Source organism: Bacillus sp. HY001, assembly GCF_007558965.1.
Taxonomy (GTDB): domain Bacteria; phylum Bacillota; class Bacilli; order Bacillales; family Bacillaceae_G; genus Bacillus_A; species Bacillus_A mobilis.
In genome coordinates, this window is record NZ_VLTE01000040.1 from 23865 (window position 1) to 42249 (window position 18385).

Here is an 18385-nt window from a genome sequence, read left to right on the forward strand (position 1 = left end):
CATTTCCTCTATACAAGCACTTTTCATCTTTTCTTATTTATATGTGGAAAAGAAGCCACATACTTTGGCACGTCAATTCAACGAACTTCATTTCGGTCGTTATTATAATTTAGATTCCTATACAGATTGATTGGTTATGTCGTCAAATACTTGACTTCCAATCATGTAGTATCCATGAAGTGCAGCCTCTTTCGAAGCGTCTACCATACGGAAAGAAGAAATTTCACCTTGCATTATTTCAATTCGTTTTTTGTGGATATCTACTATTCCTCCTGTCCAAATAATAGTGTCATACTGCTCTAACTTAAATTGTTCTTGTAATACACGCATAACGTCTTGGAAGTGTGTATCCAACTCTTTTTGAATCAAAGTATCAACCTGACTTGTCTGAGAATTTCCTTCTCGACCTCCATATCCTTTTTCTAATACTTTTGGTATGTCGTTAATATGCAAGTGATCACTTTCCCCTGCATGATTCTGCAGGATATTCTTAATATTTTTCAAAGGCTTGCTACATCCTAGTTCCGTCTCATAATGATTTAAAATGACATTCTGTTTCATATCTGTCATTTCTAATGTACGAAATCCACCATCAATAATTAAGATACGATCTTGTTCCTGAATGATTCCCTCTTTTAAGAAATAGGCATGTAAAGCGACAGGTTGCTGAAGTATCAAAGCATTTTCCACCGTAATATTAATAAATTTCCCATCAATTTGCACGGAAGTTTCTTTTTTTAGTGCACGTTGTAATTGCTCATGCTGACTACCAAAATAAGTAACGGGAAGCCCGGTTACAACTAAAGGTAACACGACATTTTCTTTATAATCCTTTGCAATGCAACCAAATATTTGTTGTTTAAACTGTTCGCTTTCATAATAATCTTCTATTTCTTCGTCAAATGGAGGAAGAAATGAAGCGTCAGATTGATGTGCTTCATTTCCCATGTAGTATGCAAAGTCTAAGTCTATAAAACTTACCTTTGTTAAATCTTCACTTTCAGCATGATTAGGTACAGGGGCTAGTGTGGAAGCTTCACTCTTAATCGTCACCTCAGAATCTACATCCTGTCGATATGCCCGCTTAGTAAAACCAATTCCTACATCAATTGCATATAGAGATTTCATACTTTTTTCCTCACTTTCTCTTTTTAGAATTAAATCTAAGCACTCTCTTCTTTCCCTTCTTTCATATATTCTTTTTCATCTTTTTTCTTTTTGTTATTTTCGTTTTCTTTTAAGTCTTTAATGGTAGAAATGACAACTGGTGTGGCTGTAAGCAGTTGCGGTAATGTTTGTTTTGCAACATTAGCTGCATTTACAGAGAATTGTTTACTTGTCTCTGTTACCTTCTCTAATGTTTCCTTTATGTTTCCTTCTTGTAGTTTGTCTTTTACGCTTTTTCCTGTTGTTTGTATAGCTTTCCGATTTTCTTTTTTTAATAGAGAAACCATGACTCCGGTCGTAATCCCAATCGCAGCATATTTAAATATTGTATGTTTCATTTTTCTCACCCTTCTCTACTTTTATTTTCTTCCATACTACAACCTAAAATAATTAACTTATCTAATTATGAGATATTGCAATCTATTAGAGAGAATGATAGTTTTGCAGTTGCCTATCAGTCGCCGTTGGTGTTTCAGCTGTTACTAGAAGTAAAATTCTCCCTTGATCTAGTTTTTCTTCATATAAATTAGCTTCCGCCTTCGACAACCCCATTTCCTCCATTTGATTTCGGAGTTCATCCCCTTTTTTGGAGAAAAAGTTGATAATACTTGTACCCAATCCTTGTTCTTTTACTCCAATCGTATTTGTATTTGTATCATCCGCAATCTTTTTTGTTAGATGTTTTTCATGTGTTAAGACGTAAATGTCATCTTGGTGAATCCCTTGCAATTCTAGCTCTTTTACTTTCATAACTACTTCCTGTTCATTATCATATTCATGGACCACCGGTTTTCTTTCATTCTTATGCATTGTATTTTTCCTCCCTTAGATTTTTTATTTTCTTATTTAGTTGTTATGTAATATGTAATACACCTATTTTAAAGATGTTAAACCTAAATTTTCAAAAAATTTTATGTAATAAGTTATTAATGTTTTTGAATATTAAAGCGGTGTCTTGTGTTTTTTGACATTTCTGCTGCTTTAATTTTCCGGATAGAATCCCAAAAGACTGCTGATCCTAAGTGAAAATTTTTTGGTGGATTCTGACCAGAGAAATTAGGATCATTTAACAGTTCAAATTGCGCTTTGTAGAATGTATATTCATCTATGTTCATTTCTCCAATAGACAAAAGGTACTCAAATTGATCTAAAATAACATCTTGGATCGTACGAGCTGGCCCTCCCATTACAATTGCCCCAGCAATATTTTGATTTTGGTCTTTTTTCGCACAGTTAAACTTTATTAAGAAAAACTTAAAGAATTTCCCTCTATATTCATAAGAACTTTTTTCTATACTGAAAAATGTAAATAGACAAAAGGAGAAACAATCATGAAGAAACTTTTACTTTGCATATTAGGAATAGGACTCCTTATATACTTACTACCTTTCCTATTGCGCGGGGATTTGGACAGGTTTAATCCTCTTGCTGAAGACAAAAATGTATATGCCGTTGCGGAGGGATATGGTGTTCCGGATTATCATACGAACGGAAGAGCTATGTACTTACTAGAAGGCATTGATGAGTCTGGAAATAAGGAAGAGTATACAGTAGGAACGAATACTCCCAATGATTTTATAAGAAAAACTTACTTGAGAATTCATGTAAAAGGTAGGTATGTTTACTCCTACGAGGTTATTTCTGAAAAGGATATTCCGGAGAAAATAAGAGGACAATTGAAGATAGTACATAAAAAATAAGCTGATTTAATCAGCTTATTTTTTTCATTCCTTTATCTTCTCCAGTCCAAAGAGTCGTCTTTGTTTCAGCATCAACGATAAGATATTTTACTCTGAAGTCTTTTTCCGTTTCTGTCCAGGCTGCTATCAAATAAATTTGTCTATTTGGATTAATGTTTAGTGATGGCTCTTTGCCAGCCAATTTACTTACAAACGGTCCTATTTCAGATTCCATAGTCGATTGTAGATCTTTATATAGAACTGTTTTCTGTATATGATTTTCAGCCTCTTTGTAAGGGACATAGAAAGAACTATACGTATGATTTTTAATCTTACTATAAAAAACTTTTGGACTTTCAAAAAATTTATTTGCATTGTTTTCTATATAAGAAATTTCTTTGGAAGACTCCTCTGCTTCTACCATCCCATGTACACCTAATAAAAGAAAACTGCAAGTGAACAAAACTGCTATAATTTTTTTCATATTTAACCCTTTCTATTTTTTTAATATTTATACCCAATTGAGGTTATTTCATGCGAATTTATCCACCCAGGATCTAGGCATACATAAAAAATCATAGTAATTATATAAAAAGGACTCTTAATATATAAGAGTCCTTTTTCACGAAACTAGCAATGTCATTGGAAAATAAAGAGATCATAATAACGGTTATATACATACTTAATAGGAATTTCACTTTCCCTCTCTCTTTAACTTGGCCTTTATTTATTGAAATGTTGAATACCGTGTAATAACACTTCAAGTCCCCAGTGAAAACGCTCCATAGATTTCGTATCTCCGGAGAACAGCTCATCTCCTAGACTGAAAAGAATCGGAAACAGAACTGGGTCCACATTTTTGAATGTTTCTTTTATATCAGATATTTGCATAGTCCCATTCTTTTTCCTAGAAGTATGTTCATATGCTACTGAAGAAACGTATAGTAATAAAAGATCTACTCCCCATGCTGCAGATTTAGAATGAATTCCCCCCTCCTGTAATGTGGCAAGAATGTACTCTGTCAATTTAAGAAAGTTTGTCCCCTTCGGAATAGATGAGAAAGTAAGTTCAGCGATACCAGGTTCCTCGTATAGTAATAAGAAATATGCGCTTAGCGCTCCAATTAAATTTTCCTTCCATGAGTCTTGCTTTTGTTCAGGTAGTACCAATTGACCGAGGCCATGATCCAATACTAATGAACTTAATTCTTGAAAATTTTTAACATAAACATACAATGAAGATGGACCAGTATCCAATTCTTTTGCGACCTTACGCATGCTCATACCTGCAATACCTTGCTCTTTAAGAAGTTCATAAGCAGTTTTCACGATGAGTTCATGACTTAACGGCTCTTTAGCTGGTCGATCCCTGCGACTAATGATTTTTCGATTTGAATTTTCCATAATTACTTTATATCATGGTCGAATATATTAGTAAATATATTATAAATTTGCAAAATCAGTATTGTATTGCTCATGGAATGAATTCATTAAATCTGCAAGTTTAGCAGCTGCATCATCAGAGAAACTTAATTCTAAATTATCATGTGACTCCTGTGCTTTTTCAGATGAATAAGCATACATTTTTTCTTCGTATTCTTCAATTGCACTAGCAAAATCGGTATTTCGTATGATTGCAAGAGCTAGATTCAATGCATCGAACATCGCTAAGTTAACGCCTTCACCTGCAAATGGTGACATGACATGAGCTGCATCTCCAATTAGAGTAACACTAGGATTACGTTTCCACTGAAAATGAATTGGTAACATATAAATTCGTCTTTGTATGATTGAATCTTCAGCATAATGAATGTATTTCTTTATGTCTTCATCCCATTCATTAAATATCTCTAATAATTTAGCTTTCGCTTCTATAGGCTTATCTGCAGAAATATCATTTTTTTCTGGCCAGTCTTTTTCAACTTTTAGACTAGCATATACTTTAATTCGACCGTCTCCATTTAATTGAGCAAGAATTCCCTTATTATCACCTAAAGCGAATACTTTACCACGTCTGTTGAATTCGGATAAATCCGGATGATTCTCAGCCACATTTAGTATATTAAGTTCAAAGAAAGTTAAACCTGTATACTCAATATCGGTATTCGTTAGCAAAGGACGAACACGTGAAAATGCACCGTCTGCTCCAACTAGGCCATGAACTGTATCCACAAACCCATTTTCAAAATGAAGTTGTGTCATACCGTTTTCAAGCGAAACAGCTTTTTCTAACTTATACCCGTATTTTATACATCTTGTATCAAGAGCGCTTAAAAGAAGATCACAAAGCACACCGCGATCAATCTCAGGTCGCTCCCCTTTTTCATCAGGTGCAGTGATTTCATCGATAAAATTCTTTCCATCTTTATCTAGAAGGCGGAAATCCTCCCCTTCATAACGGGCAATTTCCTGGAACTTCTCGTAAAGGCCAGCTTCTTTCAATGCCATTTGCCCGGATTCTTCGTGAATATCCAGAGAACCACCTCTTTGATTGTTCATATCAAGTAGTTCTCGTTCATAGATAACAGGTTCCATACCATTTTGTTGTAAAAGTAGAGCAAGTGTTAATCCTCCTGGACCTCCACCAATAATAGCAATACGTTTTTGTTCTTTCGATAAAGTTGACATAATAAACTCTCCTTACATTTATTAATTTATAATCTATTTTCAAGATTTCAATACACCACTCTATGGTGTACCTTAACCCTGCATGATATTAAAGTTATTATTTAAAACAAAGATTGGAAAAAATGTAGCACTCAAACCTCCTTTGCAATTTTATTTTTTTATTTATGGTTTGTTCTCAATTGCACATTAACTTTAACATAACGAACACCGTTCGTAAAGTACGGTGTTCGTAAAAATAAAAATTATAGTTAACAGTTTCATTCGAGGGAAAAGAAACATAACTTTACCATGGATTAAGAACTAATATATTAGAAACCCATTTCCAACATTTATAATAAAAAAGACCAAGTTCTAACAAAAAAATTGATCTATTTGTTTGTTTATTTGTATTCCTAAGAAACTTTGTTTCACTAATGAAAGTGGAGCCCAATAAAACAATACAAAATATAGATGAAGTGAATACACTTCTAACCTAACCATTTCTTTAATAAACTTATTTAACGACATCAACGCAGTATAAAACGGTCATATGTTATCTTTATTTTTAAGAATCATATCCATTCTGTTAAAAAGCCTCAATTCTCCTAGGTTTTTTTACGTCCAAATAACGATTTCGTTCTTACTTTCACACGCTTTATTAACTGTTTTATACAAAAATATCGATTCTAAAGGCACAGAATCTTATGTAAGAAGTGACGAAACCTTCCTCCCACTTCTTACATAATCCACTTTCCATTCAAATACAACTTTTATTAATTTTCTCATTATAAAACCACTATTTTCCCATTTAATTTCATATTCTACTAACAAATATCATTTACTAATAAGAATTTAATTTCGGAGGTGAAATATGTCAGAAGAAAATCGATTTAACCCATATAACTCCTTACAAGGAGCTCCATTAGACCATAGTTCTATCGGACCTACACTACCACCCACTCCACCATTTATAATACCTACGGGACCTACTGGGGTTACGGGGGTTACGGGGGTTACTGGGGTTACTGGGCCTACCGGATTTACTGGGCCTACCGGGATTACTGGATCTACCGGAATTACTGGATCTACCGGGATTACTGGGCCTACTGGAATTACTGGACCTACTGGGGTTACTGGGCCTACTGGAATTACTGGGCCTACTGGGGTTACTGGACCTCCTGGAATTACTGGGCCTACTGGGGTTACTGGGCCTACTGGGGTTACTGGATCTACTGGGGGTACTGGACCTACTGGGATATCCTCTAATATAATTTTCGTTGCAAACCGGAATTCTAATACTGTTTCTGCCATTGATTCCAATACTAACTCTGTTATTGCTATCATTCCTGTTGAGATAGCTCCTGTAGGGGTGGCCACAAATTCCAATACAAATCTTGTTTATGTAACTAATCAAGGTAGTAATACGGTCTCTGTCATTAACGCCAATACTAATTCTGTTATTGCTACCATTCCTGTTGAAACAAACCCAGCGGAGATTGCATTAAATTTCAATACGAATCTTGTTTATGTGACTAACCAAAGCAGTAACACTGTGTCTGTCATTAACGCCAATACTAACTCTGTTATTGCTACCATTCCTGTTGGCTTAGCCCCTATAGGGGTTACAGTAAATCCTAATACAAATCTTGTTTATGTGACTAATACTAACAGTAATACCGTCTCTGTCATTGATCCCAATACTAACTCTGTTATCATTACTATTCCTGTTGGAACAAACCCTTCAGAGGTTACAGTAAATCCCAATACAAATCTTATTTATGTGACTAATCAAGTTAGTGATACTGTGTCTGTTATTAATGCCAATACTAATTCTGTTATTGCTACCATTCCTGTTGGCTCTACTCCTTTTGGCATTGCAGTGAATTCTAATTTCAATCTCGTCTACGTTGTTAACAATGACAGTAATACCGTTTCCGTCATTGATTCCAATACTAATTCTGTTATTGCTACCATTCCTGTTGGAATAAATCCCGTAGAAGTTACAGTTGATCAGAAGACAAATCTTGTCTATGTGACTAACACTGGCAATAATACCGTTTCCGTCATTGATTCCAGTACCAATTCTGTTATTGCTACTACTCCCGTCGGTTCATTTCCTTTTGGAATAGACGTTTTAAGTAAATAAAAACTATAAAAAAGAGCATGCATAATTTGAACTGCACCCCAATTGTTAGACACAGTCTAACAATTGGAGGTGCAGTTTTTCTATGGCTAAATTTACAGCTGATGAAAAAATACAAATCGTTCTACGTTATTTGAACGGAAATGAAAGTTATCGAGAAATGGGTAGATCGCTCGGTATAAGTGACACAATCATTTTGAATTGGGTAAACCAATATAAACAGAATGGTCTGGAAGCTTTTCTAAAACGATGTACAAATTACACACAACAATTTAAACTAGACGTACTAAACTTTATGATTGAAAACGGTATGTCCTTATTTGAGACGGCAGCTATCTTTAATATTCCTGCCCCTTCAACGATTTCTGTTTGGAAAAAACAGGTCGAAACACAAGGAATTGATGCCCTTCAATCTAAGAAAAAGGGGCGTCCATCCATGAAAAAAGATTCAAATAAACAAGTAAAACAACCTTTAGCTGAAGGATCAGTCGAAGCACTTGAAGCACGCATTAAACAGCTTGAGATGGAAAATGAGTACTTAAAAAAGTTAAATGCCTTAGTTCAAAACAAGGAAAAATCACAAAACAAGACAAAGCGCAAGTAGTCTATGAATTAAGGCATAAATATTCGGTGAAGGCACTCGTGGAGCTAGCTACTATTCCTCGAAGCACGTATTATGATTTAGTAAAGAAAATGAATCGTCCAGATGTAGATGCCGATTTGAAAGCTGAGATTAAAGCGATTTATGAGGAAAATGAAGGTCGTTATGGTTATCGTCGCATTCGTGATGAATTAACGAATCGTGGCCAGAAAGTGAACCACAAGAAGGTTCAGCGCATTATGAAAGAGCTTGGGTTAAAGTGTGTTGTGCGTATGAAGAAATATAAATCCTATAAAGGAAAAGTCGGTAGAATTGCACCTAATATTTTAGAGCGTAATTTTCATACAGATGCACCGAATCAAAAGTGGGTAACAGACATCACAGAGTTTAAATTGTTTGGAGAAAAACTGTATGTATCACCTGTATTAGATTTGTATAATGGTGAAATTATTACCTATACAATTGGTTCTAGACCGACGTATTCGCTTGTTTCAGACATGTTAGAGAAAGCATTGGAACGTTTACCTGAAACCCACCAGCTACTGATGCATTCGGATCAAGGATGGCATTATCAAATGAGACAGTACGTCCGGACACTTGAATCAAGAGCTATCGTCCAGAGTATGTCTCGAAAAGGCAACTGTTACGACAACGCAGTAATAGAAAATTTCTTTGGGATTATGAAGTCGGAGTTCCTCTACATAAAAGAATTTGAAAATGTAGAGCACTTTAAAATAGAATTAGAAAAATATATAGATTATTATAATACGAAACGGATTAAGGCAAAATTAAAAATGAGCCCGGTACAATACCGGACTCACTTTTATCAAGCTGCCTAATGAAATAACCGTGTCTAACTTTTAGGGGTCACTTCAAATTTCATGCTCTTTTTTATAGTAAAATTTATATCCTTAACTTGCTACCAATTAAATTACACTATTATATTTTGAATCAAAATATAATAACTTTAGAAAGAAAATTTCTTTCGATCACTTTATTAAATCCATCATCATTGTTTTAACAACCATTCTTCAATTACTTTCACAGTTTCATCTCGTTGTGCTTTTGGCGTAATTAAACTCGCATTATCACCTTTTTGCTCGCCATACATGCCAAAATGAGCATGATTGCCCCCTTTTATCATGTGCATAGTTGTATTCTTTGACATGAACTTTTTATTCTTCTCTATTTTTTCTACAGTTGCTAAAGCGTCTACTTACTCTTCATTTCTATCTCCCATTATCATTACTTATTTGCAATACAGTAATGTCAAAGAGATAGTCTGACTTATAAAATAAACCTGGTAATCTTTATTCAGCTTTTTCAATTACCATCTCAAAATTATCTCTAATGTTTTCAAGTTTTTCGATGCCAGATTCAATTGTTCCTAATTTAATCAGCCCATTTGAAAATCTGAAATCTTCATAAAATATCGCTAGATTTCCCCACGGGGCATAATAATTAAAATCCCCACGTTTCGCTTCGATTCCTTTTGGTGCATTTTCAGTCAACAATTTTCTAGGTAAATAACTAATTTTTTCAGTACCTGCATAATCCTCGATTGTAAATTTCATTGGCAGTAAAGATAAAAAATCCTGAGCTACTGGGGTATCTTCCATACGAACCATCACTTCTTCATTTTCAAATTTTAATTTTACCAGTATATTACTCATTTTATTTTCCTGACCTTTCTTTTTTTCATTTAGACTCTTTTGTGAATTGTCCCCACTACCACAAGCGGTTAATAATAGTATTACAATAAAAAGAAATAGAAACTTACTAATTTCCTTCATAACATACCTCGAATAGGCTTTTTTCAGTAATTTAACACAAAATAGTATGAAGTCACCTGCATTTTCTAATTGTTATTTTTTCACAAAACACTACACTATGTTTAAAATATAAGTTTTAATTCATAAGCGACTTTAATGAATTTTTTAAGGTAATAGAAACACCACTATACTGAAGAAATACCGTAAATTGAACTTAGAAGCAGAGGTTACTTATCAAGCGTGTCTAACCTTCCATTCAAAAACAATTACCAAGCATATACTTCTGGTGCCGCACCACCAGGTCCTGGCCAAATTTCATCTAGTTTTTGAAGTACTTCCTCTGAAAGTGTTACTTCTAAAGCACGTAAACTCTTATTCAACTGTTCAACAGTACGAGGTCCGATTATAGGTGCCGTAACCACTGGATTTTGCAATAACCAAGCAAGAGCAACTACTGAGGGCTCTTCACCTATTTCTTTACAAAGAATTTCATATTTTTTGAGTTGTTCTTGGTGTTGTTTAATTCTTTCTTGTAATGATGGTATTGCGCGACGTCCATTCTCTGATTGATCAAAGTTACCACCCAAAAGCCCCATACCTATCGGACTCCATGGAATCAGACCAATTTTATAATAGTCAAGTGCTGGAATGACTTCCAACTCTATTGCACGATTGCTAAGATTATATAGACTTTGTTCCGAAGCTAATCCAAGGAAGTTACGAGAATTAGCCATACTTTGCGCAGTAGCAATGTCCCATCCAGCAAAATTACTGCTACCTATATAACTAACCTTTCCTTCACGAACGAGTTGTTCCATTGCTTGCCATATTTCTTCCCAGGGAGTATTTCGATCAACATGATGCATCTGGTAGAGATCGATATGGTCTGTTTGCAGTCGTTTTAAACTCGCCTCGCATGCCCTTTTAATATGATAAGTTGAAAGGCCACGATCATTTGGGCCTGTTTCCATGGGTTGGTACACTTTAGTTCCAAGAACGATTCGATCACGACGGTTACCTTGAGATAACCATCTACCAATAATTTCTTCAGAAAGTCCAAATCCTTTTTTCATGTTTGGACTTTGAGGTCCTCCATAAACATCTGCTGTATCAAAAAAATTGATGCCTGCTTCAACTGCTCTATCCATAATTTCAAAGGCTGTTTTCTCGTCTGTTAACTCCCCAAAATTCATTGTGCCAAGTACGAAACGACTTACTTTCAACCCAGTACGTCCAAGATTTGTATATTGCATAATTTATGCTCCTTTCAGCAAAAAAACTTCTTTTATTATTTGACGGAAATGAGTGAAAATATCAGCCTATTTTATTGATATTTTACCTATGCATCCATCAATTATATTGCACTAAAAAATGAATAATCATTAATGAGTAGGGAAAAGGATAAAATATTGAATTAATTTTTTATCTAGAAAGTAGTTTAGTAGAAACATACATGTAGTTTCTTAGTAAAATAAATACTGCACCTACTATCAACGATAATAATCCCACTAATACGACGTATTGTGTACCCATTTCTGATATAAATAATCCACCTACAGCTGTACCAACTGTTATTCCTAAATTAGCAGATGATATAAATAATCCGTTAGCAAAGTCTGGAGCTTCCGGAGCTGCAGACGTAATCCAATATTGACTGATATTAGCTCCTATACCAGCTAATATCCCCCAAACTAAAGTAATAATAGCCATAGGTACTGTGAACTGTCCCATTAAGAATAATATGATGTAAACTACCCCTAATGCGAATGGAAAATATGCTACAGATTTAATGGCATGTTTAGTCAATAACTTCCCTGCTATAATGTTTCCAATAATATTTGCCGCACCGTATATCCCTAAAATTAAACTAATGGCATTGCCAGAAATATTCGTAACGGTTCTAAGGTACTCAGAAAGGTAACTATAAACCCCAAATATAGCTGAATTTAGTGAAATTACAGCAACAATAGCTAACCAAGTAACTGGTTTTTTTAATACGCTTAACTGAGATCCGTAAGAAAGTTTTTCCTTAACCGGCATAGATGGTACAAACAGTACTACTGCAATGAATGCTATAGCATTCACAATAGCAAAGAATAGCATTGCCATTTCAAACGAAACTGTACTAGCGATAAAACTTGAGATTGGGACACCAACTACCATACCTGCAGATATTCCCATAAGTACCTTAGAAACAGCAATTGGAGCTTCCTCCTTAGGAACTGCACTAGCAGCCATTGTAAACGCAGCTGCAAAATATATTGGATGAAACATGGCTGGAATCACACGTGCAATGACTGCAACTGTAAAGTTTGGTGCAAATAGGGATACAATGTTACTTACAACGAACATACCAAGTACAAATAACATTGCATTCTTACGATTTACTCCTGAAAATAATAACGGTGTAGTGGGAGCACATATTGAAACAGTAAGGGCAAAGAGGCTCACCAGCAATCCAGCCTTAGATACGCTAATATGAAAGTTATCAGCAATGTTAGGTAATATCCCCATAACTCCCATTTCAGTATTTATGATGCCGAAAGCTCCTATGGTCAATATAAATAAAAATAAATTATTTCGTTTAGACAAAAAAATAACTCCTATCTGTAATTATTTACAATTAATTCCTGTTTTTGAAAATCGATTTTATTCTCTAGAACTTCGACTTGGTTAAAAGAAAATATTGTAGATAAACAATCAAGTTGTTTTTGAGAAATAAACAACCTGATTGTTTTAAAAATATAAATGTTAATAGCTTCTCAAAAATTCAAGTACAGTATCGGTCATGTTAGCCGATTCTTCCGTTTTGGACACTCCTAGAAACTGAGTTAATTGACTATGAGAAAGGTTTTTCGCTTCAAAATAGTGAACGATATTTCTAGGTTTTTTTGTTTTATCCATAAATGTTTCCACTGAAGTTTTTTCACGTGCAATCAAAAGCATTGGCGGGAGATTCTTATTTGTTGCATAAGTAACTGGAGAGGCTGCTTCCCAAATCTTTTGATCAGTTCCAAACACCTTATTATATCTTTCATATTTCCCAATAAAGCTTACTAAATCAAGTGGACCATCTATGTTTACAGTTGAACGTATTACGTTAGATGAAAGTCCTACATTGCTTAAGTACTTAGGGTTTGTGGTAATTAACATGATCAAGTGTCCTCCAGCGGAATGCCCCATTAGGTTTATTTGCGTACGATCCAAATGATAATTATCAGCATTGTCATATACCCACTTGATTGCATTGGAAATGTCACTTGTCATTTCTTCATATTTTACTTCTGGAGATAAGCGGTGATTAACTGAAATGAATGCATATCCTTTTTCTTTAAAAAAATTAGGTTTTTCAGAAACATTTGTTTTATCTCCCCCCCTCCAACCACCACCATGTACATAAATAATTACAGGTAACTTTTCTTTGCTTTGAACTTTTGGCGCATAGATATTTAATGTTTGCATCCGATTACTACCATATTTAATAGTTATCTCTTTAGGTTCTTGTCTACCTGTATGATGGAAATAATAAAATGTTGCTCCTAAAATGCTGATAAGAAAAATAAACAATGTTATTAAGAGTCGTGGGTTTAATTGTATCTTTTTTGTTTTCATCTTAAATTCTTTCCCTACTCGGGTCCCACACCTCCTTCAAGTTTTGTACCTGTGTTACTTCCTAGCTAAGACAGGAAACCTGTATACAAATCATTTAATTGCAATGTTATTTTAATATCTCTAAAGGTACGTAATATTATCTTGAATAATAGAAAAACTTAGTAACATACTTTTTACTAAAAGCATTAAACATTGAAAATTGAAAAAGTATTAGATAATCTGTTTCGTTGGACGAATTAGTATTTCGCTGACTGCAACAGTTTCAGGTGTACTAATCGCATAAGCTACTGCATCTGCAATATCGCTTGCTTTCAACGCAAGACCTTCTGTATCCATCAGGTTCTTTACCCATTCTCGATCTTCAGGAGTATTAATAGTCGTATAAAGTTCAGTGCTTACAGCTCCTGGTGAAATTATAGTTGAACGAATATTATTTTCTCTTTCTTCCTGACGCAAACCCTCCATAATCGCTCTAACTGCAAACTTAGTACCACAGTATACAGCAGACCCTGGATAAACGACATGTCCAGCTACGGAATCAGTTGAAATAATGTGACCAGACTGCTGTTGTTTCATAACAGGTAATACAGCAGCAATTCCATTTAAAACGCCCATAATGTTAATATCTAACATTTGACGCCATTCATCAAAACGAGCTTCTGAAAGTTGAGCAGTGGGCATGACTCCAGCATTATTGTAAAGTACATCTACACGACCATATTTTTCGATTGCCAAATCGACAGCTCCTTGAACTTCCTCTCTCTTTGATACGTCGGCGACCATGTACAAAATTTCAGTGTTTGGTAATGATTCAACGAGAGATTTTAAGCGATCCTCTCGACGAGCAATAATTACTAATTTTGCCCCTTCTTGAGCAAGTTTTTTGGTAGTTGCTTCACCAATTCCGCTTGACGCACCCATAATAATGACAACTTTATCTTGTATATTAGACATAACTAATAACACCCTTTCTTTTTTGGTTTGAAAATAAAAATGTACATTGACAATGCAATGCAAAATAAAGATAATCATCATTGATTCGTTAATCAACAACTGTTTATAATTATAAATAGAAACGAATTGCATACAATGGTTGATTTAGTGCAATTCGTTGATTAATGAACATATCAATTAAAGTTGTTGATTATCTTAAGGAAAGTTGGGGGATTTAACAATGTCCAAGGTGGATAGAAGAATAACCAAAAGCCAAGATGCTATTAAAAAGGCTCTTATCGAACTGATGTCTGAAAAAAGTTTTAATAACATTACCATTCAGGATATTTCTGATAGGGCAAATGTTAACCGTGGAACCATCTATCTTCATTACGCAGATAAATTTGATCTATTAGATAAGATCATGGAAGAACATATAAACAACATGGGTAATTTTTGTGAGTCAGCAACTGAAATGGATTTTATAGAATCCACTGTCCACTGTATGGAATACTTTGAGAGTAATTATTTATTCTTTTCAACGATGTTAGCGAGTGAAGGAGCACCATATTTTCGTAACCGATTCCTTACATTTAATATCGAAGAGTTTAAGAATGATGTAGATATAACTAAAGGGAAAAATCATGGTCAAAGTGAAGATGTAATTGTTCACTTTGTTGCAAATGCTTATGTAGGGGTAGTTGAATGGTGGTTAAAGAATGGAATGCCTTATCCACCACGTGTAATGGCAGAAAAAGTGGGGGATTTACTGGAGAGGATTGTATAGGGTTCAAGAAAAGAGACGAGTATACTTAGTTTGAAGGGTTAACTAGTTGGTTTTTCTCTTTTGTATTTTTCAGCATTCATACCCAAATTTAGGCATTTAATGCGAATATATTCATTATAAATCTGAACAGGCATAAAAAAATTAGCACAAAAAGACTCTTAATATAGTAAGAGTCTTTTTCAATCGATTTATTAATTTCATTATCCTTGTTTTAACAACCATTCTTCAATTACTTTCACTGTTTCATCTTGTTGTGCTTTTGGCGTAATTAAGCTTGCATTATCACCTTTTTGCTCACCATACATGCCAAAATGGGCATGATTTCCGCCTTTTATCATGTGCATAGTCGTATTCTTTGACATGAACTTTTTATTGTTCTCTATTTTTTCTACAGTTGCTAAAGCGTCTACTTCTCCATAAATAGATAACATCGGCATCGATTTCGTAGAGAAGTCATCTGCAGGGTACGAGCCTAAGAAAATGATCCCGTCTACCTTGTCTTCATTCTGAAAGGCATACTTAGAAATCATAGCTCCACCCATTGAATGCCCCGCAACATACCATTTTTGAACTTCAGGATACTGTTTAATTACACTATCCACCTCATCGATTCCAAATATCGCTAAGTTTAATGGTAACTTAGGCATCACTACAAAATGTCCATCTTTTGCAAGAGCTTCCCCTAAGTAACTATAAGCCTCAGCTTCCACTTTAGCACCTTGATAAAAAATAACCCCTACTTTAGCATCTTTCTCTCCAAAAACGATATGATCTTCATCTTTTTTATCATCTACTAACGACAACGCCTCTTTCGTTGGTTTATAAGTAAACTGAGACCAAGTCAAAAAAGCAATACTTCCCACAAGTAAAATACCTAGTAAAGAGTACAGAACAATTTTCAACCACTTCTTCACATATATGCCCTCCCTAAGATGTGTATATTCTATATTTTAGATTATCATTAATCAACATAAAAACTCGAGCATTTTTATTATGCTCAAGTTTTTATTTACGTCTTTAATTTATACTATAAATTGTCCAAGATAAATATGTAGCAAATGTAGACCATACAAAATATGGAATTAGCAACCATGCCGATACTTTAGATAATTTGGAAGAAACCGCTATGAGAAGTAACGTAGTAATAGCGACTAATAAACAATCTACTGTTGCTGAAAACAAATTCTTTTGGCTAAATTGAAAATAGCTGAACGCTTGATTGAATATATAATTTAAAAGGAATAAAAACCAAAATGTTTTTGGCTTGAATCCATAGTTGTTATAAATAATTGCAACTGATAATGCAATAAGTCCAAATAATACAGCCCATATCATTCCGATTGTCATACCAGGAGGTGTCCAAGACGGCTTTTCTAACGCATCATACCAAGTACGATCAATAGGAAATAAAATACTAGAAACATAAAACAAACCATACGTTAGTAAAAACACTATAATACTAGATTTTTTCATAAACATTCTCCTTTTTACTAAAAGATTATAGAAACTGTATATGATTAGTGTGTCCTTGTAATGGATAAAATTCTAATATTAAAATTTCAAATACATATTATTTAATCTATTTCATACGAATTCTTTCATACTTTTATATGCACAAAGTGCTCTCTCTCGTGCTGCCTTATGATCAACAACTGGCAAAGGATATGTATTGCCAAGCTGTATATTGGCCTTTTGTAAAATATGCTCAGGTGCTTCCCACGGTTTATGTATATATTTATTAGGCATATCTCTTAATTCTGGTACCCATTTTCTTATATACTCCCCCTCTTTATCAAACTTTTCTCCTTGTGTGATTGGATTAAAAATACGAAAATACGGTGATGCATCTGCCCCGCTTCCAGCAACCCATTGCCATCCCATTGTATTATTTGCAATATCAGCATCTAACAGTGTATCCATAAACCATTTTGCTCCTTCTTGCCACGGAATTAACAAATGCTTTACAAGAAAAGAAGCGACAGCCATTCTTGCCCGATTATGCATAAAACCTGTTTGCCATAGTTCCCGCATTCCAGCATCAATAAACGGATAGCCAGTTTCACCCTTCTGCCATACTGTTAATAACTCCTCTTCATTATTCCACGGAAAATGTTCAAAGCTCTTATTAAGAGGTTTATATACTGTAAATGGATAATGATATAGCAAATAATAAGAAAACTCTCGCCAAATGAATTGACGTATAAAACTATTCACTTGTTTTTCCAAAAGACTACATTGTCTTTCGATACTTTTATTTACTAAGTAATGATACATAAACTTTACTGATATTTGACCAAATGAAAGATACGGTGCCAACATCGAATGAGCATTTTCATTTGGAAAGTCTCTTCCTTCACTATAAGAGGCTAATTTGCTAGAGAAAAATTTCTGACATGTTTTGTATGCTCCTTCTTCTGTAGGCTCCCATATTGATTCCATATGAGATGTCCACCGTATAGTCGGCAGCAAGTGTAATTCTGAAACAGATAAGCTTGCTGGTAAAGAGTTTCCTCCTTTTATACGCTGCACTTTACTAATAGGTTTAGGTATTACCTGCTTTTGAAATGCATTGTAAAAAGGCGTAAACACCTTATATTCAGTGTTATCTTTCTTTTTAATAATCCACGGTTCTAATAATAAATGCGAATTAAATTCCTTACAGGTAATACCTTTATCTTCTAACATCATTTTCATTTTTTGATTAGATTGTAATCTGTCCGGATCATAACAAATATTCCAATATACAGCCGTTATACCTAACTGTTCTATGAGAGAAAGTATTTCTTCCTGTGTATTTCCTTTACGAATTATTAAAGTAGAGCCCAATGCCTCAAGTTGCTTTTGAACATCTATTATAGCATGGTGTAACCACCACTTTGACGCACTTCCCATTGAAAAAGTTTCGTCATGTACATATACCGGAACAACCTCACCGGACTGAGTAGCTTCAAATAAAGCCGGGTTATCATATAAGCGAAAATCTTTTTGAAACATAACAATAATTTTATTTTGCATGGCTACCTCTTCTGATTCTTAAAACATAATAAAATTTATTATACAACAGCAATTTATACATAAGAATTT

The 18385-nt window shown here is 34.3% G+C and carries 18 protein-coding genes and 3 pseudogenes; 5 read left to right on the forward strand and 16 right to left on the reverse strand.

All coding sequences use genetic code 11. The features are described from left to right. Positions 1-117: 117 nt before the first annotated feature. From FOT98_RS19445 to FOT98_RS19460, 4 genes and pseudogenes are all read right to left on the reverse strand, one after another. A complete protein-coding gene (locus tag FOT98_RS19445) occupies positions 118-1128 on the reverse strand; it encodes a ParM/StbA family protein (RefSeq protein ID WP_063263352.1) in 1011 nt (336 codons plus the stop codon). A gap of 35 nt (positions 1129-1163) precedes the next feature. Continuing rightward, positions 1164-1505, reverse strand: coding sequence for a hypothetical protein (locus FOT98_RS19450; protein ID WP_063263353.1), 342 nt, complete (start codon positions 1503-1505; stop codon positions 1164-1166). Positions 1506-1590: 85 nt separating this feature from the next. Beyond that, positions 1591-1977, reverse strand: a complete 387-nt coding sequence (locus FOT98_RS19455; RefSeq protein ID WP_063263354.1) for a YflT domain-containing protein — start codon at positions 1975-1977, stop codon at positions 1591-1593. Positions 1978-2120: 143 nt separating this feature from the next. Continuing rightward, positions 2121-2393: pseudogene (locus FOT98_RS19460) on the reverse strand (alpha/beta hydrolase); the annotation flags it as partial. A gap of 105 nt (positions 2394-2498) precedes the next feature. Between FOT98_RS19460 and FOT98_RS19465 the strand changes: the two are divergent. Continuing rightward, positions 2499-2867, forward strand: a complete 369-nt coding sequence (locus FOT98_RS19465) for a YxeA family protein (RefSeq protein ID WP_063263356.1) — start codon at positions 2499-2501, stop codon at positions 2865-2867. A 10-nt stretch (positions 2868-2877) separates the two neighbouring features. Here the strand turns inward: FOT98_RS19465 and FOT98_RS19470 are convergent, their stop codons facing one another. From FOT98_RS19470 to FOT98_RS19480, 3 genes are all read right to left on the reverse strand, one after another. Further along, on the reverse strand, positions 2878-3270 hold the full coding sequence (locus tag FOT98_RS19470) for a hypothetical protein (protein WP_235608044.1): 393 nt from the start codon (positions 3268-3270) through the stop codon (positions 2878-2880). Between the two features lie 299 nt (positions 3271-3569). Further along, the gene (locus FOT98_RS19475; RefSeq protein WP_063263358.1) at positions 3570-4250 is read right to left on the reverse strand and encodes a TetR/AcrR family transcriptional regulator; all 681 of its coding nucleotides are present in this window, start codon (positions 4248-4250) and stop codon (positions 3570-3572) included. A gap of 39 nt (positions 4251-4289) precedes the next feature. After that, positions 4290-5474, reverse strand: a complete 1185-nt coding sequence (locus FOT98_RS19480; protein WP_063263359.1) for an FAD-dependent oxidoreductase — start codon at positions 5472-5474, stop codon at positions 4290-4292. Positions 5475-6324: 850 nt separating this feature from the next. Here FOT98_RS19480 and FOT98_RS33475 point away from each other — a divergent pair. The 3 genes and pseudogenes from FOT98_RS33475 to FOT98_RS19495 all read left to right on the forward strand — a co-directional run. Next, a pseudogene (locus FOT98_RS33475) lies at positions 6325-6780 on the forward strand (exosporium leader peptide-containing protein); the annotation flags it as partial. A gap of 42 nt (positions 6781-6822) precedes the next feature. Next, entirely contained in the window at positions 6823-7599 is a 777-nt protein-coding gene (locus FOT98_RS19485; protein WP_333729815.1) for a YVTN family beta-propeller repeat protein, read from the forward strand. 82 nt (positions 7600-7681) lie between these two features. After that, positions 7682-9036, forward strand: a protein-coding gene (locus FOT98_RS19495) for an IS3 family transposase (protein ID WP_085966858.1) whose coding sequence is annotated in 2 segments (ribosomal slippage) — positions 7682-8135 and positions 8135-9036 — 1356 coding nt in all. Because the reading frame shifts where the segments join, the coding sequence is not laid out codon by codon here. Between the two features lie 170 nt (positions 9037-9206). On the opposite strand, the pseudogene FOT98_RS19500 reads toward FOT98_RS19495, so the two are convergent. From FOT98_RS19500 to FOT98_RS19525, 6 genes and pseudogenes are all read right to left on the reverse strand, one after another. Next, positions 9207-9413, reverse strand: a pseudogene (locus FOT98_RS19500) (alpha/beta hydrolase); the annotation flags it as partial. Positions 9414-9507: 94 nt separating this feature from the next. Beyond that, a complete protein-coding gene (locus FOT98_RS19505; RefSeq protein ID WP_063263361.1) occupies positions 9508-9990 on the reverse strand; it encodes a cyclophilin-like fold protein in 483 nt (160 codons plus the stop codon). Positions 9991-10235: 245 nt separating this feature from the next. Beyond that, on the reverse strand, positions 10236-11222 hold the full coding sequence (locus tag FOT98_RS19510) for an aldo/keto reductase (RefSeq protein WP_063263362.1): 987 nt from the start codon (positions 11220-11222) through the stop codon (positions 10236-10238). 169 nt (positions 11223-11391) lie between these two features. Next, complete coding sequence (locus tag FOT98_RS19515) at positions 11392-12561, reverse strand: MFS transporter (RefSeq protein WP_063263363.1); 1170 nt, start codon at positions 12559-12561, stop codon at positions 11392-11394. 159 nt (positions 12562-12720) lie between these two features. Next, complete coding sequence (locus FOT98_RS19520; RefSeq protein ID WP_064774883.1) at positions 12721-13581, reverse strand: alpha/beta hydrolase; 861 nt, start codon at positions 13579-13581, stop codon at positions 12721-12723. A 210-nt stretch (positions 13582-13791) separates the two neighbouring features. After that, positions 13792-14535, reverse strand: coding sequence for an SDR family oxidoreductase (locus FOT98_RS19525; protein WP_063263364.1), 744 nt, complete (start codon positions 14533-14535; stop codon positions 13792-13794). A gap of 220 nt (positions 14536-14755) precedes the next feature. Here FOT98_RS19525 and FOT98_RS19530 point away from each other — a divergent pair, with 220 nt between their 5' ends. Next, positions 14756-15301 carry a TetR/AcrR family transcriptional regulator gene (locus FOT98_RS19530; protein ID WP_063263365.1) on the forward strand — a complete coding sequence of 182 codons (546 nt, stop codon included), beginning with the start codon at positions 14756-14758 and terminating at the stop codon, positions 15299-15301. Between the two features lie 200 nt (positions 15302-15501). Here FOT98_RS19530 and FOT98_RS19535 read toward each other — a convergent pair whose 3' ends face one another. The 3 genes from FOT98_RS19535 to FOT98_RS19545 form a co-directional block, all read right to left on the reverse strand. After that, entirely contained in the window at positions 15502-16215 is a 714-nt protein-coding gene (locus FOT98_RS19535) for an alpha/beta hydrolase (protein ID WP_063263366.1), read from the reverse strand. Between the two features lie 103 nt (positions 16216-16318). Further along, on the reverse strand, positions 16319-16774 hold the full coding sequence (locus tag FOT98_RS19540) for a TspO/MBR family protein (protein WP_063263367.1): 456 nt from the start codon (positions 16772-16774) through the stop codon (positions 16319-16321). A 111-nt stretch (positions 16775-16885) separates the two neighbouring features. Then, positions 16886-18316 (reverse strand): cryptochrome/photolyase family protein, encoded by a 1431-nt coding sequence (locus FOT98_RS19545; protein ID WP_063263368.1) that lies wholly within the window; start codon positions 18314-18316, stop codon positions 16886-16888. Between the last annotated feature and the right edge of the window lie 69 nt (positions 18317-18385).